General features: G+C 61.4%; 25 protein-coding genes. 14 read left to right on the top strand and 11 right to left on the bottom strand.

The window, feature by feature from the left end; genetic code table 11:
* Positions 1 to 93: 93 nt before the first annotated feature.
* From leuD to leuA, 4 genes are read right to left on the bottom strand one after another with little or no spacing between them, the layout of a single operon-like run.
* Positions 94 to 693, bottom strand: a complete 600-nt coding sequence (gene leuD / locus CK627_RS21815; protein WP_010634978.1) for a 3-isopropylmalate dehydratase small subunit — start codon at positions 691 to 693, stop codon at positions 94 to 96.
* 12 nt (positions 694 to 705) lie between these two features.
* A complete protein-coding gene (gene leuC, locus CK627_RS21810) occupies positions 706 to 2,103 on the bottom strand; it encodes a 3-isopropylmalate dehydratase large subunit (protein ID WP_095593371.1) in 1,398 nt (465 codons plus the stop codon).
* 32 nt (positions 2,104 to 2,135) lie between these two features.
* Positions 2,136 to 3,221, bottom strand: coding sequence for a 3-isopropylmalate dehydrogenase (gene leuB / locus CK627_RS21805; protein ID WP_080761049.1), 1,086 nt, complete (start codon positions 3,219 to 3,221; stop codon positions 2,136 to 2,138).
* A gap of 2 nt (positions 3,222 to 3,223) precedes the next feature.
* Positions 3,224 to 4,798 (bottom strand): 2-isopropylmalate synthase, encoded by a 1,575-nt coding sequence (gene leuA, locus CK627_RS21800; protein ID WP_095593370.1) that lies wholly within the window; start codon positions 4,796 to 4,798, stop codon positions 3,224 to 3,226.
* A 407-nt stretch (positions 4,799 to 5,205) separates the two neighbouring features.
* On the opposite strand from leuA, the gene CK627_RS21795 reads away from it, so the two are divergent.
* The 6 genes from CK627_RS21795 to ilvN all read left to right on the top strand — a co-directional run bounded on the left by CK627_RS21795 (position 5,206) and on the right by ilvN (position 10,355).
* The gene (locus CK627_RS21795) at positions 5,206 to 5,829 is read left to right on the top strand and encodes a TetR/AcrR family transcriptional regulator (protein WP_005304358.1); all 624 of its coding nucleotides are present in this window, start codon (positions 5,206 to 5,208) and stop codon (positions 5,827 to 5,829) included.
* A 125-nt stretch (positions 5,830 to 5,954) separates the two neighbouring features.
* The gene (locus tag CK627_RS21790; protein ID WP_010634973.1) at positions 5,955 to 6,458 is read left to right on the top strand and encodes a phosphatase PAP2 family protein; all 504 of its coding nucleotides are present in this window, start codon (positions 5,955 to 5,957) and stop codon (positions 6,456 to 6,458) included.
* The gene (locus CK627_RS21785) at positions 6,455 to 7,564 is read left to right on the top strand and encodes an MJ1255/VC2487 family glycosyltransferase (RefSeq protein ID WP_095593369.1); all 1,110 of its coding nucleotides are present in this window, start codon (positions 6,455 to 6,457) and stop codon (positions 7,562 to 7,564) included. Before CK627_RS21790 ends, CK627_RS21785 begins: the two co-directional genes overlap by 4 nt.
* A gap of 36 nt (positions 7,565 to 7,600) precedes the next feature.
* A complete protein-coding gene (locus CK627_RS21780) occupies positions 7,601 to 7,753 on the top strand; it encodes a hypothetical protein (protein WP_005304348.1) in 153 nt (50 codons plus the stop codon).
* Between the two features lie 389 nt (positions 7,754 to 8,142).
* Positions 8,143 to 9,861 (top strand): acetolactate synthase 3 large subunit, encoded by a 1,719-nt coding sequence (locus tag CK627_RS21775; RefSeq protein ID WP_095593368.1) that lies wholly within the window; start codon positions 8,143 to 8,145, stop codon positions 9,859 to 9,861.
* On the top strand, positions 9,861 to 10,355 hold the full coding sequence (gene ilvN / locus CK627_RS21770) for an acetolactate synthase small subunit (RefSeq protein WP_005304342.1): 495 nt from the start codon (positions 9,861 to 9,863) through the stop codon (positions 10,353 to 10,355). The genes CK627_RS21775 and ilvN overlap by 1 nt, the downstream gene beginning before the upstream one ends.
* Before the next feature lie 406 nt (positions 10,356 to 10,761).
* Here the strand turns inward: ilvN and pta are convergent, their stop codons facing one another.
* Positions 10,762 to 12,933 (bottom strand): phosphate acetyltransferase, encoded by a 2,172-nt coding sequence (pta, locus tag CK627_RS21765; protein ID WP_017763828.1) that lies wholly within the window; start codon positions 12,931 to 12,933, stop codon positions 10,762 to 10,764.
* 51 nt (positions 12,934 to 12,984) lie between these two features.
* A complete protein-coding gene (locus tag CK627_RS21760) occupies positions 12,985 to 14,187 on the bottom strand; it encodes an acetate kinase (RefSeq protein ID WP_005304335.1) in 1,203 nt (400 codons plus the stop codon).
* A gap of 302 nt (positions 14,188 to 14,489) precedes the next feature.
* On the opposite strand from CK627_RS21760, the gene yfbV reads away from it, so the two are divergent.
* Positions 14,490 to 14,930, top strand: a complete 441-nt coding sequence (gene yfbV / locus CK627_RS21755; RefSeq protein ID WP_017779105.1) for a terminus macrodomain insulation protein YfbV — start codon at positions 14,490 to 14,492, stop codon at positions 14,928 to 14,930.
* A 62-nt stretch (positions 14,931 to 14,992) separates the two neighbouring features.
* Here the strand turns inward: yfbV and CK627_RS21750 are convergent, their stop codons facing one another.
* The 3 genes from CK627_RS21750 to CK627_RS21740 form a co-directional block, all read right to left on the bottom strand.
* A complete protein-coding gene (locus CK627_RS21750; RefSeq protein ID WP_024942265.1) occupies positions 14,993 to 15,493 on the bottom strand; it encodes a YfbU family protein in 501 nt (166 codons plus the stop codon).
* Positions 15,494 to 15,899: 406 nt separating this feature from the next.
* A complete protein-coding gene (gene bcp, locus CK627_RS21745) occupies positions 15,900 to 16,364 on the bottom strand; it encodes a thioredoxin-dependent thiol peroxidase (protein ID WP_095593367.1) in 465 nt (154 codons plus the stop codon).
* Positions 16,365 to 16,384: 20 nt separating this feature from the next.
* Entirely contained in the window at positions 16,385 to 16,918 is a 534-nt protein-coding gene (locus tag CK627_RS21740) for a glycine cleavage system transcriptional repressor (RefSeq protein WP_005304323.1), read from the bottom strand.
* Positions 16,919 to 17,192: 274 nt separating this feature from the next.
* Here CK627_RS21740 and dapA point away from each other — a divergent pair, with 274 nt between their 5' ends.
* The 3 genes from dapA (at position 17,193) to CK627_RS21725 (ending at position 20,366) form a co-directional block, all read left to right on the top strand.
* Entirely contained in the window at positions 17,193 to 18,080 is an 888-nt protein-coding gene (dapA, locus tag CK627_RS21735) for a 4-hydroxy-tetrahydrodipicolinate synthase (protein WP_005304320.1), read from the top strand.
* Positions 18,073 to 19,197, top strand: coding sequence for an NlpB/DapX family lipoprotein (bamC, locus tag CK627_RS21730; RefSeq protein WP_017779109.1), 1,125 nt, complete (start codon positions 18,073 to 18,075; stop codon positions 19,195 to 19,197). Before dapA ends, bamC begins: the two co-directional genes overlap by 8 nt.
* Positions 19,198 to 19,262: 65 nt before the next feature.
* Positions 19,263 to 20,366: a phosphoribosylaminoimidazolesuccinocarboxamide synthase gene (locus CK627_RS21725; protein ID WP_010634965.1), complete on the top strand. Its 1,104-nt coding sequence runs from the start codon at positions 19,263 to 19,265 to the stop codon at positions 20,364 to 20,366.
* Positions 20,367 to 20,497: 131 nt separating this feature from the next.
* On the opposite strand, the gene CK627_RS21720 is transcribed toward CK627_RS21725, so the two are convergent.
* Complete coding sequence (locus CK627_RS21720) at positions 20,498 to 21,100, bottom strand: short chain dehydrogenase (RefSeq protein WP_024942267.1); 603 nt, start codon at positions 21,098 to 21,100, stop codon at positions 20,498 to 20,500.
* Between the two features lie 97 nt (positions 21,101 to 21,197).
* Here CK627_RS21720 and CK627_RS21715 point away from each other — a divergent pair, with 97 nt between their 5' ends.
* The 4 genes from CK627_RS21715 (at position 21,198) to CK627_RS21700 (ending at position 24,133) form a co-directional block, all read left to right on the top strand.
* Positions 21,198 to 22,097, top strand: coding sequence for a LysR family transcriptional regulator (locus tag CK627_RS21715; RefSeq protein ID WP_095593366.1), 900 nt, complete (start codon positions 21,198 to 21,200; stop codon positions 22,095 to 22,097).
* 72 nt (positions 22,098 to 22,169) lie between these two features.
* Complete coding sequence (locus CK627_RS21710; RefSeq protein ID WP_162852025.1) at positions 22,170 to 22,826, top strand: DUF2057 domain-containing protein; 657 nt, start codon at positions 22,170 to 22,172, stop codon at positions 22,824 to 22,826.
* A 72-nt stretch (positions 22,827 to 22,898) separates the two neighbouring features.
* Positions 22,899 to 23,336, top strand: coding sequence for an HIT domain-containing protein (locus CK627_RS21705; RefSeq protein WP_095593365.1), 438 nt, complete (start codon positions 22,899 to 22,901; stop codon positions 23,334 to 23,336).
* A 98-nt stretch (positions 23,337 to 23,434) separates the two neighbouring features.
* Positions 23,435 to 24,133 carry a DUF3334 family protein gene (locus CK627_RS21700; RefSeq protein ID WP_010634960.1) on the top strand — a complete coding sequence of 233 codons (699 nt, stop codon included), beginning with the start codon at positions 23,435 to 23,437 and terminating at the stop codon, positions 24,131 to 24,133.
* 68 nt (positions 24,134 to 24,201) lie between these two features.
* Here CK627_RS21700 and CK627_RS21695 read toward each other — a convergent pair whose 3' ends face one another.
* The gene (locus CK627_RS21695; protein WP_095593364.1) at positions 24,202 to 25,200 is read right to left on the bottom strand and encodes a DUF2860 family protein; all 999 of its coding nucleotides are present in this window, start codon (positions 25,198 to 25,200) and stop codon (positions 24,202 to 24,204) included.
* Positions 25,201 to 25,271 lie beyond the last annotated feature (71 nt).

The following is a 25,271-nucleotide window of genomic DNA, read 5'->3' as shown; positions in this document are numbered from 1 at the left end:
GAAGTGGCGGGCCATGGCGTGCACCTAGGCCTGACAATAAAACAGGGAGCCAAGGCTCCCTGTTGATTCTACTCGTTTTTTGCAACTGGCTGCTTAAATCCAGCTCGGCTGTTTCGCCTCGAAGGCGCTGATGGCGGCCTCGTGCTGCAGGGTCAGGCCGATGGCATCCAGCCCGTTGAGCAGGCAGTAGCGACGGAACTCATCGATCTCGAAGCCGAACGTGAGGCTACCTGCCCGCACCTGATTGGCCTCTAGATCCACTTCGATCTCGATGCCCGGCTGGGCGGCGACCAGCTGGAACAGGGCGTCGACCTCCTCCTCCTTCAGGCGCACCGGCACCATGCCGTTGTTGATGGCGTTGCCGTAGAAGATGTCGGCAAAGCTCGGGGCAATGATGGTCTTGAAGCCGTAGTCCGCCAGCGCCCAGGGGGCGTGCTCGCGACTCGAACCGCAGCCGAAGTTCTCGCGGGCCAGCAGGATGCTGGCGCCGGCGAACTGCGGTTGGTTGAGCACGAATTCGGGGTTGGGCTGCTCTCCCGCATCGTCCAGGAAGCGCCAGTCGTGGAACAGGTGCTTGCCAAAACCGATGCGATTGACCTTCTGCAGAAACTGCTTGGGAATGATGGCGTCGGTGTCGACGTTGGCACTGTCGAGGGGAACGACGATCCCTTTATGCTGTTTGAATCCTGTCATCGCTGTTTCCTCTTACAGTGCGCGAATGTCGGCGAAGCGGCCGGTGACGGCGGCGGCGGCGGCCATGGCCGGGCTGACCAGGTGGGTGCGGCCGGCGCGGCCCTGACGCCCCTCGAAGTTGCGGTTGCTGGTGGAGGCGCAGCGCTCCCCCGGTTGCAGCCGGTCGTTGTTCATGGCCAGACACATGGAGCAGCCGGGCAGACGCCACTCAAAGCCGGCTTCGATGAAGATCTTGTCGAGCCCCTCGGCCTCGGCCTGAGCCTTCACCTGTTCGGAGCCCGGCACCACCAGCGCCTGCACGCCGGCGGCGACCTTGCGGCCGCGGGCGATGGCGGCGGCAGCGCGCAGATCCTCGATGCGGCTGTTGGTGCAGGAACCGATAAATACCTTGTCGATGGCGACGTCGGAGAGCTTCTGACCCGGCTGCAGATCCATGTAGGCGAGCGCCTTGCGGGCGGATTGCTGCTCCATCAGATCGCTGAAGGATTCCGGCGCCGGAATGGGTTCATTGACGGCGATCACCTGACCCGGGTTGGTGCCCCAGGTCACCTGAGGGGCGATGTCGGCTGCGTCCAGCACCACTTCGGCATCGAATTTGGCATCTACGTCGCTCTTGAGGCTCTGCCAGTAGGCGATGGCCTGCTCCAGCTCCTCGCCTTTGGGGGCGAACTCCTTACCGCGAATGTAGTCGATGGTGGTCTGGTCGGGGGCGATCATGCCCGCCTTGGCACCGAGCTCGATGGCCATGTTGCACACCGTCATGCGCCCTTCCATGGTGAGCCCTTCGATGGCCTCGCCAGCGAACTCCACCACATAGCCGGTACCGCCGGCATGGCCGACCTTGCCAATGATGGCCAGCACCACGTCTTTCGCGCTGATACCTTCGGCCAGTTTGCCGTTGACCGAAATGCGCATGGTCTTGGCGCGACCCTGTTTCAGGGTCTGGGTGGCCATCACATGCTCCACCTCGGAGGTGCCGATGCCGAATGCCAGCGAGCCGAAGGCACCGTGGGTGGCGGTGTGGGAGTCACCGCAGACGATGGTGGTGCCGGGCAGGGTAATGCCGAGCTCGGGGCCCATCACGTGGACGATACCCTGGTACTTGTGGTTCAGGTCATAGAGGCGAACCCCGAACTCCTTGCAGTTATGGGCCAGCGTCTCCATCTGGATGCGGGCCATCTCGCCGGAGGCGGCTATGTCCTTGGTGGTGGTGGAGACGTTGTGATCCATGGTGGCCCAGGTCAGATCCGGGCGACGCAGCTGGCGGTTCATGGCGCGCAGGCCGTCGAATGCCTGCGGGCTGGTCACTTCATGCACCAGGTGGCGGTCGATGTAGATGAGTGGGGTTTCCCCTTCCACTTCCCGCACCACGTGGGCGTCGAATACTTTCTGATAGAGGGTCTTGGCCATTGCTCGGTTTCCTTGTTATCGATGCCGTGGGGTCAGATGCGCGCGGCGATCTGGCTGCCCATCTCGGCCGTGCTCTGTACCGGGTGCTTGGCGCTCGCCTGATGCAGGTCGGCGGTGAAGTAGCCTTCGGCCAGGGTCTGGGCCACGGCCTGCTCGATGGCCTGGGCGGCGGCTTCCTGGCCGAGGCTGTAGCGCAGCATCAGGGCGGCGGAGAGGATCTGGGCGATGGGGTTCGCGATGCCCTTGCCGGCGATGTCCGGGGCCGAGCCACCGGCCGGCTCGAACAGCCCGAAACCGGATTCGTTCAGGCTGGCGGAGGGGAGCAGCCCCATGGAGCCGGTGATCATGGCGCATTCGTCGGAGAGGATGTCGCCGAACAGGTTGGAGCAGAGCAGCACGTCGAACTGGGACGGATCCTTGATGAGCTGCATGGTGGCGTTGTCGATGTACATGTGATTCAGTGCCACGTCCGGATAGGACTTGGCGACTTGTGTCACCACCTCGCGCCACAGAATGGAGGAGGCAAGCACGTTGGCCTTGTCGATGGAGGTGACCTTGGCCTTGCGCACCCGGGCCGATTCGAACGCTATCTTGGCGATGCGCTCGATCTCGAAGCGGTGGTACACCTCGGTGTCGAATGCCTTCTCGGTGGGGCCTTCCCCTTCACGCCCCTTGGGCTGACCGAAGTAGATGCCGCCGGTCAGCTCGCGCACGCAGGCGATGTCAAAACCGCGATCCGAGATGTCGGCCCGCAGCGGCGAGAACTGCTCGAGGCCGGTGTAGATGCGGGCCGGACGCAGGTTGCAGAACAGCTTGAAGTGGGCGCGCAGGGGCAGCAGGGCGCCGCGTTCCGGCTGATCGTTGGGGGGCAGGTGCTCCCACTTGGGGCCACCGACAGAGCCGAACAGCACGGCGTCGGCCGCTTCACAGCCGGCTATGGTGCTCTGGGGCAGCGGGGTGCCGTGGTTGTCGATGGCGATGCCGCCCACGTCATGGCGCTCGTAGTCGAGAGTGAAGCCGAACCTGGCCTGCACCTTTTCCAGCACCTTGACGGCCTCGGCCATCACTTCCGGGCCAATGCCGTCACCCGGCAATACTGCGATCCGATAACTGCTCATACTCACACGCTCTCCGTATTGATCTTGTCTGTTTTTGCGACGTTGCGTTCCATCTGTTCGGCCACCTGATCGGCGCGCCAGATGCTGTTGATCACGTGGATCAACGCCTGGGCGGAGGACTCTATGATGTCGGTGGCCAGGCCCATGCCATGGAATTTGCGGCCCTTGTACTGTGCGACTATGTCGACCTGGCCGAGGGCGTTCTTGCCTTCCCCCTTGCCCTTGAGTTCGTACTTGTCGATGCTGATTTCGTAGCCGGTGATGCGGTTGATGCACTGGTAGACCGCATCCACCGGGCCGTTGCCGGTGGCGGCTTCGCTGACGATCTCCTGGCCCACCTTCAATTTCACCGAGGCGGTGGCCATCACCGAGCTGCCGCTCTGCACACCCAGGTACTCCAGCTTGAAGTGCTCCGGCTCTTCGTGGATCTGGCTGAAGAAGGCGAGGGCCTCCAGATCGTAATCGAACACCTGCCCCTTCTTGTCGGCCAGGGTGAGAAACTTGGCGTAGAGATCGTCGAGGTCGTAACTGCTCTCGGCGTAGCCCATGGACTCCATCCGGTGCTTGATGACGTGGCGGCCGGAGCGGGAGGTCATGTTGAGGTTGTTCTGGGTGAGGCCGATGCTCTCCGGGGTGATGATTTCGTAGGTGTTTTTCGCCTTGAGTACGCCATCCTGGTGGATGCCGGAGCTGTGGGAGAAGGCGTTGGCCCCGACGATGGCCTTGTTCGGCTGCACCGGCATGTTGCAGAGCTGGCTGACCAGAGCGCTGGTGCGGTGGATCTCGTTGTGACGGATGTTGGTGTGCACCCCGAGCAGGTCGGCGCGGGTTTTCAGGATCATCGCCACCTCTTCCAGCGAGCAGTTGCCGGCCCGCTCGCCGATGCCGTTGATGGTGCACTCGATCTGGCGGGCCCCCATCTGCACGGCGCCGATGGAGTTGGCCACCGAGAGCCCCAGATCGTCGTGGCAGTGCACCGAGATGATGGCCTGATCGATGTTGGGGACCCGGTTGAACAGGGTCTGGATGATGCCGGAGAACTCGGTCGGTACCGTGTAGCCCACGGTATCGGGAATATTGATGGTGCGGGCGCCGGCCTTGATGGCGGCCTCCACCATGCGGCACAGGTTGTCTATCGGGGTGCGGCCTGCATCCTCACAGGAGAACTCCACGTCGTCGGTATAGCGGCGGGCGTGTTTGATGGCGCTGACCCCCATCTCCAGCACGTCCTCGAAGCTCTTCTTCAGCTTGCTCTCGACGTGGATGGAGGAGGTGGAGATAAAGGTGTGGATGCGAAACGCTTCGGCGACCCGCAGGGCCTCGCTGGCGGCGTCTATGTCCTTGGGCAGGGCGCGGGCGAGGGCACAGACCCGGCTCTGCTTGATGTGGCGGGCGATGGTCTGCACCGATTGAAAGTCGCCGGGGGAGGAGACCGGGAACCCCACCTCCATGACGTCGACACCGAGCCGCTCCAGTGCCTGGGCGATCTGCAGCTTCTCCTTGACCGTCAAGCTGGCCGCCAGGGCCTGCTCACCATCGCGCAGGGTGGTGTCGAATATGATGACCCGATCTGACATGTGACTTCCCTCTTCCTAAGTTCGGTGACGTGCATCCTGCGTTGGCATAAAAAAACCCGTGCAGGGTGCACGGGTTTTTGTAAATTCCGGCTATGCCTGAGCCCGGCTACAAGGATCCCGCGCGAGAGGTCGCGATTAGGGAGATTAGTAGTAGCGGAGCGGCAATACGCATGATGAATCAATCCTTGCAGTCGATAACGCTTTTACCAATATCGAGATTTTTATGCTGTGTCAACCGTACGCACCCGGTTCATTTCGCTGGTTTATTTAATCGGATTGTAAAGGAGTGCAAATTTACTTGTCCCATATTCGGCCCTTGCCCGATTATCTGGTCATTCCTGCTGTACTAGATCATCTGTACAATCAGATCGACTTGTCAGTTTCTGCTGAATTATCCGAGGTATTAAATGGAAAAACGTAGACCTGGTCGTCCGGTCGGACGTTCTGACATTCGTGACAAGTTGCTCTGTGCCGCTCGCGAGCGTTTTCTGAACACCCCCTACAGCAAGGTGACGACCCGCGAGATCGCCGAGCTGGCTGGCTCCAATCTGGCCATGATCCACTACTACTTCGGCAGCAAAGAGGGCCTCTACAAGGCGGTGCTGGGGGATGTGGCCGAGCCGCTCGACCAGGCCTGGCACGACGAGACCGGCAACCGCAGCCTCAACGATCTGCTCAACACCTACTACCAGGTGATGGCGCCCAACAGCGAGCTGACCTCCGCCATCTCCAGCGCATTATCGACCGAGAAAAGTCCGGGGCGGGATTTTGTGCTGAACCGCCTGCTGGAACGCCAGCTGCCCCAGTTCGATGCCTTGCTGGAGTCCATGAAGAACAACGGTGAACTGGGTGACAACCTGGATCCCGAGATGCTGAAGATCTCCTTCCTCAGCATGATGTGGCAGCCCTTCGTGATGAAGGATCTCTACGAGCAGGTGTTCGGCCTGACCGTGGACGAGCACTTCATGGCTCGCCTGGCGGATCACAACTGCCGCCTGATGGAAAACGGCCTGCGCGGCACCCTGAACTGATCATTTGCCACGCTGGTAGCAAAAAGGGCCATTCGGCCCTTTTTTCATAAATTTGTTATTTGAACGTCAACCAAGTGTCACCCCACCGCCCTAGTCTGCTCTGAGACGCTAGGGAAGGAGGGGTTATGAACAAGATCCAGCAATGGGACCTGCAGGTGTGCCGCATCTGCCTGCTCCACGCCTACAACCGGCCACAGGCCAGGATCAGCAGGCTCATCTCCCGTACCGGTGACGGCCCGCTCTACGCCGTGCTGGCGGCCCTGCTCTGGTGGCAGGGGGAAGCCGAACGCGAACTGGTGAAGCTGGCGCTGCTCGCCTTCGCCCTCGAGCTGCCGCTTTACCTGCTGCTCAAGAATGCCCTCAAACGCCAGCGCCCGGTGGGGCTGCCGGTCTTCATCACCCCCTCCGACCGCTACAGCCTGCCCTCGGGTCACACCGCCGCCGCCTTCCTGATGGCAACCGTACTGGCGGCCAGCTTCCCGCTCTGGGCGCCGCTGCTGTTCGTCTGGGCCGCGCTGGTGGGGGCGTCCCGTCTGCTGCTGGGGGTGCACTATCTGAGTGACCTGGTAGCCGGCGCCCTGCTCGGCGGTGGCTGCGCCCTGCTGGCGCTCATGTGGGGGCAGGGATGAAGATACTGTTCGGTGTGCAGGGGACCGGCAACGGCCACATCAGTCGCAGTCGTACCCTGGCGCGGGCCTTGCGGGCCCGTGGTCTCGAGGTGGACTATCTGTTCAGCGGCCGTCCTGCGGACGGCTACTTCGAGATGGCCGAATTCGGCGACTACCGCACCTTTCCCGGTATCACCTTCGTCAGCCATGAGGGGGCCATCTCGAACTGGCGCACCCTCAAGGGGCTCTCGCCCCTGCGCTTCTGGCGCGACATGCGAGCGCTCGATTGTCGCGACTACGACCTCGTCATCAGCGATTTCGAGCCTATCAGCGCCCATGCCGCTCGCCGCTGGGACAAGCCGAGCCTCACCATCAGCCATCAGGCGAGTTTCGACTGGCCCATTCCACACTGGGGGGAGAGCGGCTTCAACCGCCAGCTGATGCGCCACTTCGCGCCGGTGCGCCAGTCGCTCGGGCTGCACTGGTTTCACTTCGGCCAGCCCCTGTTGCCGCCCATCATAGATCCCATCAGTCATGGGCCCGACAACCAGCAGATCCTGGTCTATCTGCCGTTCGAGCAGACCGAGGCGATCGCGGCCCTGTTGTCGCGCTTCAACCAGCAACACTTCGTCTGCTTTCATCCGGCCATTCGCAGTGCCAGCCAGTGGCGCAACATCCGCTTCGAGCCACAGGCCCGTGAGGCGTTCAAGCAGGTGCTGGCTGGCTGTCGCGGGGTCATCACCAACGGTGGTTTCGAGCTCGCCTCGGAGGCGCTCTCCCTTGGCAAAAAGCTGCTGGTCAAGCCGCTGGGAGGCCAGTTCGAGCAGCTGACCAACAGCAAGACCCTCGAACTGATGGGGCTGGCGCGGCTGATGGATGCGCTCGATGCCAACGCAGTACGTGCCTGGCTGGATGCGACGGCCCCGGGCCAGATCTGCTACCCCGATGTGGCGGGGGAGCTGGCCGGCTGGCTCGCCGCCGGTGCCCAGGAGAGCGTGGCGGATCTCTCCCGCCGGCTATGGGCCCGTACCCTGTTTCCGGAGGAGGTGTGCGATCGGCTGAGCGAGCTGGAGGAGGGGAGTGCACTCAGTAGTTGCTGGTTATCGCAAGTGAGCGCCTTTGACTAGACTGAGAGGGATCCCACCAAGGAGAGGACGGACACCATGCGCTTTACCAATGAAAACGGCGACACCATGAACCTGGCGGACAATCTCACCCTGCACGAGCTGCTGGACATGGGGGTCAGCATCTCGGTCTGCGAAGAGACGGATCCGGATCAGCAGATCTGGCTGGCGGAGCCGGAACAGGATCACTGATCCGCAGCCTGCCACCAAGGCCCACCCTGGCGGTGGGCCATTTTTTTTCCGCTTTTGGCGGCTGTTGCAGCATGATCCGCTGGCTTGCCACCCATCTTCCCCGCATTGTTCCCACCCTTTCCAGCAAGTCACTGAATGTTAATAGTTGTTTGAAATTTATGACTGTTGTGGTCAGACAAAGCCGTGGACAACCGTTCACAAGCGGGTTAAGTTGGTTTTTCACCCGCTTTGCGGGTGAATGATGGAAAAAACCTATTTTTCTACTATCGACAGCGCCGAACTCGCCGGGTCCGTATTCAGAAAACAACAACGCACGGGCCGGCGGTGCCGGGAAGCAGCGGACTGCCGATAGCTTTCGCTTAACGGAGCAAAGCCTGGAGGGCTTTATCATGGAGATGTTATCAGGCGCCCAGATGGTGGTTAGAGCGCTGGAAGATCAGGGAGTTGAGCACGTTTTCGGCTACCCTGGTGGCTCAGTGCTCGACATCTATGACGCTCTCTTTGAAAACGGCAAGATGGAGCATGTCCTGGTGCGGCACGAGCAGGCCGCGGTGCACATGGCGGACGGTTACGCCCGCTCCACCGGCAAGGTGGGCACAGTGCTGGTGACCTCGGGTCCCGGTGCCACCAACTGCATCACGGGGATCGCGACCGCCTACATGGACTCCATTCCCCTGGTGATCCTGTCCGGCCAGGTGCCGACCAGCATGATCGGGGAGGATGCGTTCCAGGAGACCGACATGATCGGCATCTCCCGCCCGGTGGTGAAGCACAGCTTCCTGTGTAAGAAAGCCAGCGACATTCCCGAGGCCATCAAGAAGGCCTACTACATTGCCGCCAGCGGCCGCCCGGGGCCGGTGGTGGTGGATCTGCCCAAAGACGTGCAGAACCCGAAAGAAAAATTCCCCTACGAGTACCCGGAGACGGTCTCCCTGCGCTCCTACAACCCGACCAAGTCGGGTCACAAGGGCCAGATCAAGCGTGCCGCCAAGCTGCTGGTGGAGGCGAGCCGGCCGGTGATGTATGTCGGTGGCGGTGCCATCAATGCCAATGCGGATCACCTGGTGACCAAGCTGGCCGAGCTGCTGAATCTGCCGGTGACCACCACCCTGATGGGGCTGGGGGCCTTCTCTGGCACCCATCCGCAGTTCATCGGCATGCTCGGCATGCACGGTACCTTCGAAGCGAACAAGAGCATGCACAACGCGGATCTCATCTTCGCCGTGGGTGCCCGTTTCGATGACCGCGTCACCAACAACGTGGCCAAGTTCTGCCCCAACGCCACCATAGTTCACATCGACATAGATCCCACCTCCATCTCCAAGACGGTGCAGGCCCATGTGCCCATCGTCGGCTCGGTGGAAACCGTGCTGGAGCAGATGCTGGAAGTGATCCGCGAGTGCGGCTTCGACAACGACAAGCAGGCGCTGGCGGACTGGTGGAGTCAGATCGGCCAGTGGCGTTCGCGCAACTGCCTGGCCTATGAGACCCATCCCACTCTGATCAAGCCGCAACTGGTGATCGAGACCCTCTACAAGGTAACCAAGGGGGAGGCGTTCGTGGCCTCCGATGTGGGTCAGCACCAGATGTTTGCCGCTCTCTACTACCCGTTTGCCAAGCCGCGCCAGTGGATCAACTCGGGCGGCCTCGGTACCATGGGGTTCGGCATTCCGGCCGCCATGGGAGCCCAGTTTGCCAACCCGGATGCGGTGGTCTGCTGCGTCACCGGCGACGGCTCGGTGCAGATGAACATTCAGGAACTCTCCACCTGCATGCAGTACGGGGTGCCCATCAAGATCATCTCCATCAACAACCGCGCCCTTGGCATGGTCAAGCAGTGGCAGAAGATGTTCTACGGCGGCCGTCACAGCCACTCCTACATGGAATCCCTGCCCGACTTCGTCAAGCTGGCGGAAGCCTATGGCCATGTCGGCATCGCGGTGAGCGATCCGGCGGAGCTGGAGAGCGCCATGGAGAAGGCCTTCGCCATGAAGGATCGGCTGGTGTTCATGGACATCTCGGTCGACCCGGATGAGCACGTCTATCCAATGCAGATAAAGTTCGGTGCCATGGACGAGATGTGGCTGAGCAAGACGGAGAGAACCTGATGAGACATATAATTTCCGTTCTGCTGGAGAACGAATCCGGCGCCCTGAGCCGTGTGGTGGGCCTCTTCTCCCAGCGCGGCTACAACATCGAGACCCTGACGGTGGCCCCCACCGAGGATCCCACCCTGTCGCGCATGACCATAGTCACCATGGGGGACGAGCGGGTGCTGGAGCAGATCCAGAAACAGCTGCACAAGCTGGTGGACGTGCTCAAGGTGTGTGATCTCAGCGAAGGGGAGCACATCGAGCGGGAAATCGCCCTGGTCAAGGCGCGCGCCGCCGGTGGTGGTCGCGACGAGCTGAAACGGCTGGCGGATATCTTCCGCGGCCAGATCGTCGACGTCACCCCCGAGCTCTACACGGTGCAGCTGGTGGGGACCAGCGAGAAGCTGGATGCCTTCATCAAGACCGCCGCCCAGACCAACGAGATCGTCGAGGTGGTGCGCTCCGGGGTGTGTGGCATCTCCCGTGCCGACAAGGCGCTGCGTCCCTGAGCCATCGCGTGGCAGCAGGCAGATTAAAGGGGCTCCTCGGAGCCCCTTTCTTGTGGGCGCTTGGTGGAATGGAGGGCTGGCACGAGTCTGTTATTTTCTTTCAAATGATCGGTAAACTATCCACAAAAGCTGTGGAAAACTCTGTAGATTAGCGGTGTGTCTGGCGTTAGTGTGCTGATCTTAAAAGGATATTTTGATCTGATCTGCGCTGGGGCGCAATTGTGCAATCGACTCTGGCGGGTGTGAGTGTTTGCTTATCCCGCCGCCCTTGCCGGGCAGGTGCCCGTCGCCGAGCAGGGGATCCTGCCAGGATCCCGATTTGATCTTGCGGATCAACATTTCCCCAAATCAGCCATAAAAAAACCCGCCTTGCGGCGGGTTTTTCAGCAGGTAGAGCTGCGGACGATTACTCGGCCTGGGCTGCCTGGATACCGGTCAGGGCGATGGTGTAGACGATGTCGTCAACCAGGGCGCCACGGGACAGGTCGTTGACCGGCTTGCGCATGCCTTGCAGCATGGGACCGATGGAGACCAGGTCAGCGGAGCGCTGTACCGCTTTGTAGGTGGTGTTGCCGGTGTTCAGATCCGGGAACACGAACACGGTGGCCTTGCCGGCAACCGGAGAGTTCGGCGCCTTGGACTTGGCCACGTTCTCCATGATGGCGGCATCGTACTGCAGCGGACCGTCGATGATAAGGTCGGGGCGCTTGGCCTTGGCCAGTTCGGTCGCTTCACGCACCTTCTCTACGTCTGCGCCGGCGCCGGAGGTGCCGGTGGAGTAGGAGATCATGGCCACACGCGGCTCGATGCCGAAGGCGGCAGCGGAGTCGGCGGACTGGATGGCGATCTCGGCCAGCTGCTCGGCAGTGGGATCCGGGTTGATCGCGCAGTCACCGTAGACCAGTACCTGATCCGGCAGCAGCATGAAGAAGATGGAGGAGATCAGGGAAGAGCCCGGCGCGGTCTTGATGATCTGCATCGGCGGACGGATGGTGTTGGCAGTGGTGTGCACCGCGCCGGATACCAGACCGTCGACTTCGTTGCGCTCCAGCATCATGGTACCCAGTACCACGTTGTCTTCCAGCTGTTCGCGGGCAACCACTTCGGTCATGCCCTTGTTCTTGCGCAGCTCGACCAGACGGGCCACATAGCGCTCGCGCACGGCAACCGGATCGATGATCTCGACGCGGTCGGTCAGTACCACGCCCTGCTGTTCGGCGACGCGACGGATCTCTTCCGGGTTGCCCAGCAGCACCGGACGGGCGATGCCACGCTCGGCACAGATGGCGGCAGCCTTGATGGTGCGCGGCTCTTCCCCTTCCGGCAGCACGACGCGCTTGTTGGCCTGACGGGCCAGCTCGGTCAGCTGGTAACGGAAGGCCGGCGGGCTCAGGCGACGGGAGCGGGTGGACTTGGCGGAGAGAGACTCGATCCAGTGCTTGTCGATGTGGCCGGCCACATAGTCCTGCACCAGCTCGATACGCTCGCGGTCATCTTCCGGGATGTCGACGTTGAAGTTCTGCAGGCTGACGGCGGTCTGCCAGGTGTTGGTGCCGGTGATCATGATCGGCAGGCCGGTAGCCATGGCCTGTTGGCACAGCGCCATCACCTGGGGTTCCGGATGATAGTTGCCGGTCAGCAGCAGGGCGCCCAGCTTGACGCCGTTCATGGCGGAGAGGCAGGCGGAGACGATGACGTCGGAACGGTCGCCGGAGGTCACCAGCAGGCTGCCCGGACGGAAGTGCTCGATCATGTTGTGGATGGAGCGGGCGCAGAAGGTCACGGTCTGCAGACGGCGGCTGTCCAGCTCACCCTTGTGCAGGATCTTGGCGGCCAGGTGCTTGGCGAGATCCTTGGCGCGCGGGGCGATCAGCTGGGTGTTCCAGGGGATGCAGCCGAGGATGCGCAGCGGGCTCTTGCCGAATACCTGCAGTACTTCCAGGTTGTGAGCGGTGTCGGCGCCGTGGTGATGGGCTTCGAACATCTCGGTCAGGTCGGGGCGGGTCACGCCGTGCTCGTCAACCGGTGCACCCACCTTGTTGATGACGCAGCCCACGATGCGGGGGTTGCTGACGCCACCGAAGTTGGAGCAAGCCAGCTCGATGCGCTCTTTCAGCTTCTGGCTGGAGTCGTTGCCCGGGTGGGTCACGAACACCATGTCGGCGTCCAGCGCCTTGGCGACGTCGTAGTTCAGCTTGTTGGCAAACGGCTGCTTGTCGGTCGGTACCATGCCTTCGATGACCAGCACTTCGGCACCGCTGGCCTTCACGTGCTCTTCAAAGCGGGCCACGATCTCTTCCAGCAGGATGTCGGTGTTGCTGGAGGTGATCATGTTCTCGGCGTAGGAGAGGGCGAACGGCTCGGGCGGGTTGATGTTGGCAGCAGCGCGGATCACGGCGGTGGAACGCTCGGTACCGGTTTCACCCGGACGCGGCTGGGCGACCGGTTTGAAGAAGCTGACATTGACACCGTGACGCTCCATGGCGCGAACGACGCCAAGGCTCACGGAAGTTACGCCGACACCAGTGCCGACCGGGATAAGCATAATAGTGCGTGCCACTTTATACCCCTTGTTCATTTTTGGGATCAGGAAAAGGCCGCCCTTGGGCGGCCTTGCTCTACAGCGAAATTATGCGCCGACCAGTTCCAGCGCGTCGTGGGCGATGACCCACTCTTCGTTGGTCGGGATAACCAGGGCCTTGGTGGAGCCAGCCTTGGTGATCTCGCCACCCTTGCCGAAGCGAGCCTTCAGGTTGGCGTCGTGATCGACGTCGAAGCCCAGCAGACCCAGTTTGTTCAGGGTGATTTCACGGATCGGGGCGGAGTTTTCACCGATACCACCGGTGAAGACCACGGCGTCCAGACGACCGTCCATGGCGGCGGCGTAGGCGCCGATGTACTTGGCCAGGCGATAGCAGTAAACGTCCATGGCACGCTTGGCTTCTTCTTTGCTGTCGTAGTTGTCTTCAACGAAACGGCAGTCGGAAGTTACTTCGGTCAGACCCTGCAGGCCGGACTCTTTGGTCAGCATGGTGTTGATCTGATCAACGCTCATGCCCAGCTTGTCGTGCAGGAAGAAGATGATGGCCGGATCGATGTCGCCGGAGCGGGTACCCATCACCAGGCCTTCCAGCGGGGTCAGACCCATGGAGGTGTCGACGGACTGGCCGTTCTTGATGGCGCAGACGGAGCCGCCGTTGCCCAGGTGGCAGTTGATGATGTTCAGCTCTTCCACCGGCTTGTTCAGCTGCTTGGCCGCTTCCAGGCTGATGTAGTAGTGGCTGGTGCCGTGGGCGCCGTAGCGACGGATGCCGTTCTCTTTGTAGAGTTTGTACGGCAGGGCGTACAGGAAGGCTTCTTCCGGCATGGTCTGGTGGAAAGCGGTGTCGAACACGGCCACGTTCTTCTCGGCCAGCGCCGGGAACACGCGACGGGCTTCACGAATACCGATCAGGTGAGCCGGGTTGTGCAGCGGGGCGTACGGTACGGCGGCTTCGATGCCGGCGATCACGTCGTCGCAGATACGCACGGAGGAGGTGAAGCGCTCGCCGCCGTGTACGACACGGTGGCCGATGGCGATCAGGTTCTTGGACAGCTCCGGGTTGAGCGGCAGGATCTTGTTGACGATGTAGTCCAGCGCTTCCTGGTGAGCGGCACCGGCGCCCAGATCGGCACTGCCTTTCTCGCCGTTCAGTTTCCACTTGATGCGGGCGTCGTCGAGGTTGAAGCACTCGGCCAGGCCGGACAGCAGGTCATCACCGGTGGTTGCGTCAATGACAGCAAACTTCAGGGAAGAGCTGCCACAGTTAAGAACAAGAACCAGCTTACTCATGAATAAATCCTATCGCAGATTGGGTTGTGTAGGAGGATGCGTTGGACGCGCTGTGTCCAAAAACTTTCAACTTATCCTTATGAGGGTTGGCAATCTGTTGCTTGCCCCTTGTATAGTGATACAAGACCCGAAATCCAGACGTCCCTGACGGCTCAACGGCAGGCCGTTGGCGCAAAAATTGGGCGTACAAAGGATAACCCGATTGTTGAAAAATAACAAAGTCATCCTCAACCTTTGTTATTGCGCATCAAATATTGTCGTGGTTTTGCCGTTAATACGTTCAAAAAGAGCTCGGAGGTAGCATGAGCATGAACATTTTTGGAACTAAGTTACAGCAAGGCCGTCATTATATGACCCTTTGGCCCCGCCGTCCCGAGCTTAATTCCATGTTCCCGGAGAATCGGGTGATCAAGGCCACCGAGTTCGCCCTCAAGGTGATTCCTGCGCTGGCAGTGCTCAGCGTCATGCTGCAGTTCCAGTTTGGCGAGCAGCACTACTGGCCTTCCGTCATGACCTCGGTGCTGTTTCTGCTCAGCCTGCCGCTGCAGGGCTACTACTGGCTTGGCCAGCGTGCCGATACCCGGTTGCCGCCCTCCCTTGCCAGCTGGTATCGCGAGATCAACGGCAAGATGAACGAACAGGGCGGTCAGCGCCAGCTGGTGGCTCAGCCGAGATACGAAGAGCTGGCCGATACCCTCAACGCCGCCTTCAAGCAGCTGGACAAATCCTTCCTCTACGAGTGAGGCCCCACGGGCCTGCCAACCGGACAAAGGCGCCTCGCGGCGCCTTTTTCATGGCTGCCGGATCAGGCCGCCAATACCTTGCGGATCTCCTGGATGGAGAGCTTGTACTGGCGCGGACACTGGCGCCAGACCGCCAGCATGCGCTGGTACTTGTCACGCATGGCGATGTCGCTGGAGAGCTCGTCGCAGGGGCACTTGAGCTCGGGGAAGCGCTTGTCCACTTCCAGCAGGAAGCAGACGTAATCGGCCAGCTCTCGCTCCTGGCTGCGGCTGTAGCCGTTGAACTCCAGTCGGCTGGCATTGATTTCGCCCTGATCGGCTGCGTCCAGGTTGCCCCAGGAGATGGCCAGCGCATGGTGCAGCTCCAGGGTGTCGATCACCTCCTGGCAGGTGGCCAGTTCCAGATGACCAAAGCTCTTCTCCAGTTCGAGGATCTGCAGACAGTAGCCGCGCTCGATGATGGTGCTGGCCCGTTGGTAAAACGCCGCCTTCTCCGGATTGAGTTTGGCCAGGATCTCGTACTGGTTGCTCAGGATCAGACGTTCGGTGTGGCTCATGTTCATGGGCTTTTCTCACTGGAAAATGAAACTGGGGTCACGTTAACCCATATATAGGATGAATTTTTTGATCTGGCAGGGGAGGTTGGCGAGATTGCGGGGCGCTAAATCAACGCAGACGCGGGTTGGTTAATTAAATGTAACGGCCGGCACCTTGCTTTCTGGCCCGTTGGCGCAACAATAAGGGCGTCATTTGGCTTGTGCCGAAAGACCCGTCACCAAGGCATCCCGTTATGGATGCACACAGCCCCGCCATGGAAAACAACAAGGCTGCCGCCCCTCATCCGGGCAGGTGACCGAATGGGGGAGATCGCGTGCCCCCCCGTCTGCAATGCGGAAGGGCTGCGACATGCGAATAAAAAAGGGCCTGCGCTTGCAGGCCCTTTTTCATATCGACACTCCCGCCTGGGGTTCAGCCCTTGATCAGGTCGAGCACCACCTGATGGTGATCGCTGGTCTTGAACTTGTCGAAACGATGGCTGATCTTGCCCTCTTCGTCGATGAGGAAGCTGAGCCGATGGATACCGTCATACTCCTTGCCCATGAACTTCTTCGGGCCCCAGACGCCAAACGCATCGGCCACCGCATGATCTTCATCGGCCAGCAGGCGGAAGTTCAGGCTGTCGCGCTCCTCAAATTTTTTCAGCCGCTTGGCGCTATCCGGGCTGATGCCGAGCACCACCACATTGAGGGCGGCCAGCTCGGCGTTGACGTCGCGCAGGCCGCAGGCCTGGGTGGTGCAGCCCGGGGTCATCGCCTTGGGGTAGAAATAGACGAGCACTTTCTTGCCGCGCAGGTCGGCCAGGCGCACCTGGTTGCCGTCCTGGTCGGAGAGGGAAAAGTCGGGGGCCAGGCTGCCAGCGGATAAAGGTTGCATGGGATCTCCTTGATGAGCCGTCAGGCGTGTTTGTTGTTGACGATGAATTCGAACGATTCTGCGCCCAGTTCACGACAGAATCCGGCGAAGGCCGCCTGCGAGCCGGCCGCCTCTCCCTGCTTGGCCAGATTGAGCTGAAAGCTGGCCTTGAGCAGGTTGAACGGCTGCTGCTCCAGGGTGATGGTCTGCATGGCCTGGATGTCCCAGCCGTGATCGCTGAAGAACTGGGTGCACTGGCTTACGATGCCCGGCTGGTCCCGGATCAGGATCTCGGCGTTGGCGCTGATGTCGTATTGCAGCGACTGGTGGCGCTCGGTGCGTTTCATCATGGTGATGAGGTCCCACTCCTGACTGCGCAGGGGCAGGCTTATCTCGAGCTGCATCAGGCTGTTCCAGTCACCGGACAGCAGCATGATGAAGGTGAATTCATTGCCGAAGATGCCAAGACGGCTGTCGACAATGTTGCAGCCACAACCACTGACGTGGCGGGTGACCTCATTGACGATGCCAGGCCTGTCCGTGCCGATGGCCGTTACGACCAGGTAATGAGTCATAAATCTTCTCTCGTCCATTAGCGGGTGGCGAATGCGGGCGGCGGACACGTCGACCGAAGGGAGCTGGTCCGCGCGGCCGCGTGGCGACCCTGCTGAGAATCTCGTTGTGGCAAGCATCCTGCCGGGTGTGGTGGCGGCTTAGTTCCGGCGCCAGTTTCCGGCGCTTGCGCACGGCTGTTTGTGCCGGATGGTAACACGGCTTGGCCGTGGCCTCCCTTGTTTTTCCAAGGGGGCAGCTTTACCATAACGCCCCTGAAAATCGGGAGAAATATCCATGTTGCGCGGTAGTATTGTTGCCCTCGTTACCCCCATGCTGGCTTCAGGTGAAGTCGATTGGGCCAGTCTTGCCAATCTGGTCGAGTATCATGTCAGCGCCGGAACCAGCGCCATCGTGGCGGTGGGGACCACGGGTGAGTCGGTGACCCTGAGCGAGCAGGAGCACATTGCCGTCGTGGAGAAAACCGTGGCACTGGCCGCCGGACGCATCCCGGTCATCGCCGGCTGTGGTTCCAACAATACCGCCCATGCCGTCGCCCTGGCTAAGCGCTTCGCCGAAACCGGCGTGGTAGCGGGTCTCTCGGTCACACCTTATTACAACAAACCCACTCAGGAAGGTCTCTATCGTCACTATTGTGCGATCGCCGAGGCTAGTGGTCTGCCCCAAATTCTTTATAATGTGCCCGGTCGTACCGGTTGCGATCTCAAACCGGAAACGGTAGCCAGACTGGCCAGGGTGCCCGGCATCATAGGCCTGAAAGAGGCCACCGGGGATCTGAGCCGTACGCCGCTGCTGCGTGAGCTGTGTGGTGCGCAATTCGCACTTTATAGTGGCGATGATGCCAGTGGATGTGATTTTATGCTGCAAGGCGGTGACGGTGTCATTTCGGTCACTACCAATATTGCAGCGGCCCAGATGGCCGACATGTGTCGTGCTGCGCTGGCCGGCGATGCCGGGCGGGCGCATGACATCAACAATCGATTGATGCCGTTGCATCAGACTCTGTTCTGCGAACCGAGCCCCATCCCGGTGAAATGGGCCTGCGCCCAGCTGGGATTGATTGCGACGGCCACCTTGCGTCTGCCGCTCACCGACCTCACTGCCGAGGGCGAACGGGCGATGGCGCGAGCACTGACGACTGCGGAGTTGATGGCGAGTGTTTAAAGCAAATGGAAAGGGAAATGCAGTGCGCCTGGTGCTGAGCGTGGCGACCGTTGCCGTGCTGGCAGCCTGTAGCTCACCCCAGGAACGCAAGATGGCCAACCGTGGTTTCGAGTACGAGGATGCCCGCCTTGAAGGCCGTGCTTTCCTGGTACCGGCCGGGTTGAGTACCCCCGCCTTTAACAGCAGTTTCGACATTCCGCCCCTGCCAGAGAGCAGCCGTGACGGCGCTCTGGGGGCCAAGGTGGATGTGCGTCCGCCCGCCCAGCTGCTGACCGTGGTACCGGGCAGCCAGGTGGTAACCAATGCCGGTGAACCCACCATGGCCTTCTACGCTCTCAGCACCTCCCAGAGCGTGGAGCGCGATACCTGGGCCTTCCTGATGAACTTCCTCGCCCAGTACAAGGTCACCACCGAGAAGCTGGACCAGCAGGCCGGCGTGTTGCAGACCGGCTGGTTTGACAATACCAAGGCGCTCGACGGCTGGAGCGAAGAGGACGACGACTTCGTCATTCGCCAGCGCTACCAGTTCACCCTGCGCAACGATCCCCAGCGCCACGCCGTCAACATGTCGGTCCGGGTGCTGGATCACGAGGAGACCATCGATGGCGAGACCAGCAAGGAGCTGACCCCGGCGGATGCCCAGCGCTACGCGACCCGGGCCCTCAACCAGTTCTCGCTCTACTACGACAAGCAGCTCAAGTCCCGCGAACAGCACAAGGCCAACGATGGCATGGGGCTGGAACTGGGTCTGGACAACAACGAGCTGAGCGCCTGGATCGTTGACGGCTCGTTTGACCAGGTGTGGCGTCGTCTCAATCAGGTGCTGCCGGCCTACGGCTTCACCATCAAGGATACCCAGCAGTCGCTGGGCTGGATCGACGTGGAGTACGACGAGCCGGGCAGCGAATTCTGGAAGGCCAAGGGCAGCGAGCCGTTCAAGCTGGACGAAGACAAGTATCGCTTCCAGCTTGGCGAGATGGCGGGGGGCAAGACCTCCATCACCCTGTTCGACAAGGACAAGAAGCCCGTGTCGTCCGGTGTCATCTCCCAGATGTACATCAGCCTGTCCGAGGCGTTCGCCAAGGGCCTGGCTGACCAAGCTGCAAAAACAGAATAGAAACAGGGGCCTTGTGCCCCTGTTTTGTTATGTTAACCCCCCACAAACAGGAAGTGTTATTAGCCATGAGTCTTGCAGACCAAGTATTGGCGGTGAACGATGATTTGCCGATCCGTACCGATAAACCCGTCCATTCCGGTAAAGTGCGCAGCGTCTACTGGCTGACCGCCGCAGACAGTGCCCGCCTCATCCGCGAGAAGGGTTACGACGTGCCGGCGGATGCGCCGCTCGCCATCATGGTGATCAGCGACCGGATCTCGGCCTTCGACTGCATCTGGCAGGGCGTGGACGGGCTCAACGGTGTGCCGGGCAAAGGGGCTGCGCTCAACGCCATCTCCAGCCACTGGTTCAAGTTGTTCAAGGAGAAGGGACTGGCTGACAGCCATATCCTGGACATCCCCCATCCCTTCGTCTGGATCGTGCAAAAAGCCCGCCCCGTGATGATCGAGGCGATCGCCCGTCAATACATCACCGGCTCCATGTGGCGTGCCTACAAGGATGGCGAGCGCGAGTTCTGTGGCATCACCCTGCCGGAAGGACTGAAAAAGGATCAGAAGCTGCCCGAGATCCTCATCACCCCCTCCACCAAGGGCGTGCTGAAAGGGCTGGACGGCGTGCCGGAAGCCGATGACGTCAACGTCTCCCGTGCCGACATCGAGCGCCACTACCAGGGCTTCAACTTCAGCAAGCCGGCTGACATCGATCGCTACGAAGTGCTGCTCAAGGAAGGCTTCAACGTCATCAGCGACGCGCTGGCCGAGCTGGATCAGGTCTTCGTCGACACCAAGTTCGAGTTTGGCTACGTCCAGGATGCCGCCGGCAACGAAAAACTCATCTACATGGATGAAGTGGGCACCCCTGACAGCTCCCGCATCTGGGACGGCGCCGCGCTGCGCGACGGCCAGATCGTCGAGAAGTCGAAAGAGGGCTTCCGCCAGTGGCTGCTCAATCACTTCCCGGACCCGGACATCCTGCTCAACAAGCACCGCATGCCGGAGCGCTTCGCCCTGGCCCGCGACAACAAGTTGCCGACCGAAGTGATGATGGACATCTCCAACACCTACGTGGGGATTGCTGAGAAGATTATCGGTCAGCCGCTGGTACGCAGCGCCAATCCGAAGCAGGAGATCATCGAGGTGCTGCGCGAGCAGTACGGGCTGATCGACTGAGGCGTACCGCCTTTTTTGTTGTCGTAAAAACAAACGTTTGCCACCTGTCGGTACGGCAGCGGTCACGGAACGGGCCCCATCACGGGGCCCGTTTTTGTTGCCGTGCCGACTGGGCGGCAGAAGGGCGGCGATCAGCCGTTGACCCTGAACACCTGGCCGGTCTGTACGCCCAGTACCGATTTCTGGTAGGCCTGCGCCACCCTGGCGGCGGGCACGGGGACGAAGCCCGGGAAGAAGCTGGCGTATTTGTCCATCGACTCCGCCAGCACGGTCGGGCTCACCACGTTGATGCGCAGGCCCCGCGGCAGCTCGCAGGCGGCCGCCTTGACGAAGTGCTCGACGGCGCCGTTGATGGTGGTGACGCTGGCGCCCCAGTTGATGGGCTCCTCGCTCAGAATGCCGCTGATCAGGGTGATGGAGCCCTTGTCGTTGAGGTGGGGGATGGCGGCGCGGGTCAGGTTGATCTGGCCCATCAGTTTGCTCTGGATCCCCAGCTGCCACTCTTCATCAGTCATCTCGGTCAGGGCGTTGAACGCGGCGCTGCCGCTGGCCACCACCAGCGCATCGAACTGCCCCAGCTTGGCAAACAGCCCCTTGATGGAGGCGGGATCGCGCATGTCGACCCTGGCATCCCCCTGGCTGTGGCCGACCCGGATCACCTGATGATCCTTGGCAAGCAAGTCGCTGACGGCAGAACCTATGGTGCCGGAGGCACCCACAATCACAATCTTCATCTCAGTCACTCCTGGTTGGGATGTGTTGATTCTAGCGCGCTAAAAAAGGGGAAAAAGCGCGTAAAATAAACCCATTGTTTCCAAATTGGAGCTAATGATGGATATCGCCCATCTTGCCAGTTTCTACGAAGTGGTACAAAGGGGCAGTTTCTCCGCCGCCGCCGACGCGCTGGGGGTAAGCAAGGGGATGCTGAGCCGTCATGTCAGTGCGCTGGAGTCCTCCCTCAACGCCCAGTTGCTGCAACGCACCACCCGCCGGCTCAGCCTGACCGAGGCGGGCTCGACCCTCTACCTGCAGGCGGGGGAGATCTTCGCGCTGGCCCGTCAGGCGGAGCAGGATATCCAGGCCCTGACCGAGGAGGATGGCGGCCGGCTGCGCTTCACCTGCCCGATCAGCGCCGGCGATCGCATGGTGAGCGAGCTGCTGGCTCGCTTCGCCGAGCTCTGCCCCGGGGTTGCGGTCGAGCTCAACTTCACCAATCAGATGGTCGACATGAGCCAGGGTGAGCATGACATCGCCCTGCGCGCCATGAGCGAGGTGCCCGACAACCTGGTGGCCATGCCGCTGGGCCGGCTCAGGGATGTGGTGGTGGCGAGCCCCACACTGGTGGCACGGGAGGGCAAGCCGGCCACCCCTTATGAGCTCAGCGGCCGTGCCTGCCTGCTCATGGGGAGCAACCCGGCCTGGGAGCAGTGGCACTTCAGCCGGGAGGGGGAGGAGGCGCATATCCTGGTGCAGGGCAAGGTGCGGGCCAATCACTACAGCACGGCGTTGCAGCTGGCCCGGGCGGGGCTGGGCTATGCCAAATGTCCGCTGATTGCGGTGGATGCCCTGCTGGCGGCGGGGGAGCTGGTGACCGTGCTCGACGGCTGGCACAGCGGTCTGCACCCGCTTCATATCCTTCATGCCCAGCAGCGGCGGGTGCCGCGCAAGATCCGGCTGTTCAAGCAGGTGCTGGCCCAGTGGTTTGCCGAGCGGCCCCACTACCTGCTCTGAACTGCCGTTATTTTTCTGTCATCTTCGGCTGCTAGCCTGCGCCCATCAACGCGATCAGGAAGATGAACGAAGATGAAGGGTTGTCGATATCGAAATGGTGTGTCGCTGCTGTGCGCCGCACTGGGCATGAACATGATGCTGGGCGCAGGCTCGGCGCACGCTGCGGTTGAGGTGACGGTGCCGGCGGATTTCCAGATCCTGGCGGTGAGCGCCGGCACCCTGCACGACGAGCAGCACGCCACCCTGCCGGATGGGGAACAGCAGCTGCTGGTGCGTTATGAAGGGGTGATCCCGAGTCGCAGCAGCAGCGAGAATGACCGCCAGCTGCGCTCCGCGCCGCAGGTGCTGCGCTATCAGGCCAGCCAGCAACAATTACAGCTGGTCGCCAACTTGCCGAGGGATGAGCGGGGCATGGCGCAGTATGCCAAGTCTCCCGTCATGGGGCTGCAGGCCGATGGCAAGGTGATGGCGAGCGAGCAGGATGCGCTGGTGACCAGCGGCATGCTGATCGGCATGGACTGGCGTGCCAAGCTGGCCGAATACAACCAGCGCGGTGGCAAGGCGGCGCTGACGGCGGCTTCTGGTTCTGCACTTCCTGCGGCCGTGGTCGCCAGCGAGGTTGCACCGGTAGCGGCCAGCGAGCTGGAGGGGCAGTTGCAGCAACTCTTCCTCAAGGCGGATCCGGCCCTGCGCAAGCGCTTTGTCAGCTGGGCCGTGCCGCGGCTTTAAGTTTGCCGTCCGTTGCAGTAACGTGGGGGCTCTCATCGTGTCTAGCGCCCATCTTATTGCAACGAGGTCTTCATGTTTGAATTGCACAGTCGCCTGCAGGCGGATACCCGCCTGCTCGGCGATCTGCCTCTCTGCCGCGTCCTGCTGGCCAAGGACAGCCAGTATCCCTGGCTCATCCTGGTGCCGAGAGTGGCCAATCTGCGGGAAATCCACCACCTGGCGCCGGCCCAGCAACAGCAGCTGATGCAGGAGTCCTGCGCGGTGGCGATCCTGATGGAGCAGGCGCTGCGCCCGGACAAGATCAACGTGGCGGCGCTCGGCAACCTGGTGCCCCAGCTGCATCTGCACCACGTGGCCCGTTTCAGTACCGACAAGGCCTGGCCTGGCCCCATCTGGGGGGCTCATCCCTCTTTGCCCTATGATGAATCGACCCTGCAGCGGGAAGCCGCCGGCTGGCGACGCAAGCTGGCCAATCTGGCTGGATTCACTCCCCTTGAAACTGACAGTTGAATCAAGTGAGAGGCGGCTCGCTATTTCGACGCCCGGGCCGCGCTATCTGTTAGAGTTATGGTATAGATAAGCCCATTTTCGATGTTCAGGAAGGTCCCATGATAGTGACAAGAGCCGACGATGATACCGTATTGACCACAGAGGACGTGCTGTTGAGCCTGTGCCATTCGGTGACGGATGTATTGAGTGCGGCAACCCAGAGTCAGGTGCGTTTCTCCGGCATGGTGCAGCGGATCAGCAAGACTTGCCTCAAGCCGGATATCGGCTGCTTCGTGCTGTTTGACGGCGGCTTCTCCGGCCTGGTGGTGATTAACTTCTCCGCCTCCGCCGCCATGGAGCTCTACGAGAGCTATATGCTCAGCATGGGGTTATCCAAGGAAGATCTCGCCATCTCCCACACCTCGGACGAGGTGAGCAACGTCATGGGCGAGCTGATGAACCAGATCGTCGGCAGCTTCACCGTCAAGGTCGGCCGGGATCTGCAGACCCACATCACCCAGAACCAGCCCAAGATGCTGGCCCTCAACAAGCAGGTGATGCTGAGCGTCGATACCAATCTCGACAGCCCGGAGTCGCGCCGGGTCACCTTCTTCACCGCCCGCAACAACATCTTCTATCTGGAGCTGGCGATGGACAAGACCGAGTTCATCCGCATCCACAACGACGGCATGGATCAGGAAGAGCTGGATCCGGATGCCCTGATCGCCCAGACCAAGCGCGAGGCTGCCCAGCCGGCTCCGGCCGCCGCCCCGGTGGCCAACGACCACGACGATCTGCTGGACTCCCTCGGGATCTGATTTTCCCGCCGTCCGCCAATGCACGAGGCCACCCATGAGGTGGCCTCGTTTGTTGGTGCTGCTCGCCGTTAGAAGTTGTAGAGCAGACCCGTGCTGAAACGGGTGGACTGGCTGTCGTAGAAGTCGATGTCCGAGTCGGCATTGGAGTAGGCCGCGGTGAAGGTGGCGGCCAGGGCCTTGACGCCGAACAGGTTGTGCCAGAAGAAGGTACCGTTGACGGCGCATTCGTCCGCGTCGGCATGTTGGCCGAAGATGGGGTTCGCCTCATCGTACTTGCGCTTGCCGGTGTAGAGGTTGCTGACGAAGGACCACTGGGGGCCGCGCTTGGCGTAGGTCAGCTTCAGGCCGGTGTTCTTGAAGCTCTCGGCGCTGCCGTCCAGGCGAGCCTCCTTGTAGAGGATGGCCGGCTCCAGCAGCTGGTTGCCGCCGAAATGGAACTGGTAGGAGAGCTCCATGTCGTGCACCTTGCCGTTGCGATCCAGCATGCCGGCGTAGTGGGTGCCGTGGCTCTGATCATACTGCTGGCCACTGCGCTCCTCGTCCATGTCCACCTCCCGGGTGGTCAGGTTGCCGTAGAAGTTGCTGCCCCAGATCTTGTCCCAGGCGAAGCGAGCCCCCTTGGACTTCAGGTCGGTCGAGCTTCGGTCCACGCCGGTGGCGAAGGGATCGCTCCACAACTCGACCGGCATGACGTTGAACACCAGCGAGGTGGCGACGATACCCTTGTCGCCCATCTCCTGGCGCAGGCCGAGCTGCTGGGTGAAGTCGAAACGCACCGCATCCTGGATCAGGTTGCCGAGGAAGATCTGGGTGCGGGTATCGGCGAAGGTATAGCGGATGTCGGCGTTGAGCAGCGGCGTCAGGCCGCTCTCGCTGTCGGGCGAGCCGAGATCATTGATACGGCTGTGGTTGTCATCGCCCGCGTAGAAGTTGGACTGGTAGCTGACGGCGTTGACCCCGCCCAGCAGAAAGCCGGACCAGCCTGACTGCTTGGGGATCTCGCCCAGGTCGGCGTGGGCGGCATTGGCTGCCAGCAGGCCAAGACTCAGCAGGGTGAGATTGCGCATCGATGAGACTCCTGAATTATCAGTTGGTTGAATTGAACGGCCTGGCATTATAGCCAGCCAGGCTTAATCCG

It is taken from the genome of Aeromonas dhakensis, assembly GCF_002285935.1.
Lineage (GTDB): Bacteria > Pseudomonadota > Gammaproteobacteria > Enterobacterales > Aeromonadaceae > Aeromonas > Aeromonas dhakensis.
Note: the sequence above shows the minus strand (reverse complement) of the source record. Positions and strands in the feature narration are given on the sequence as shown.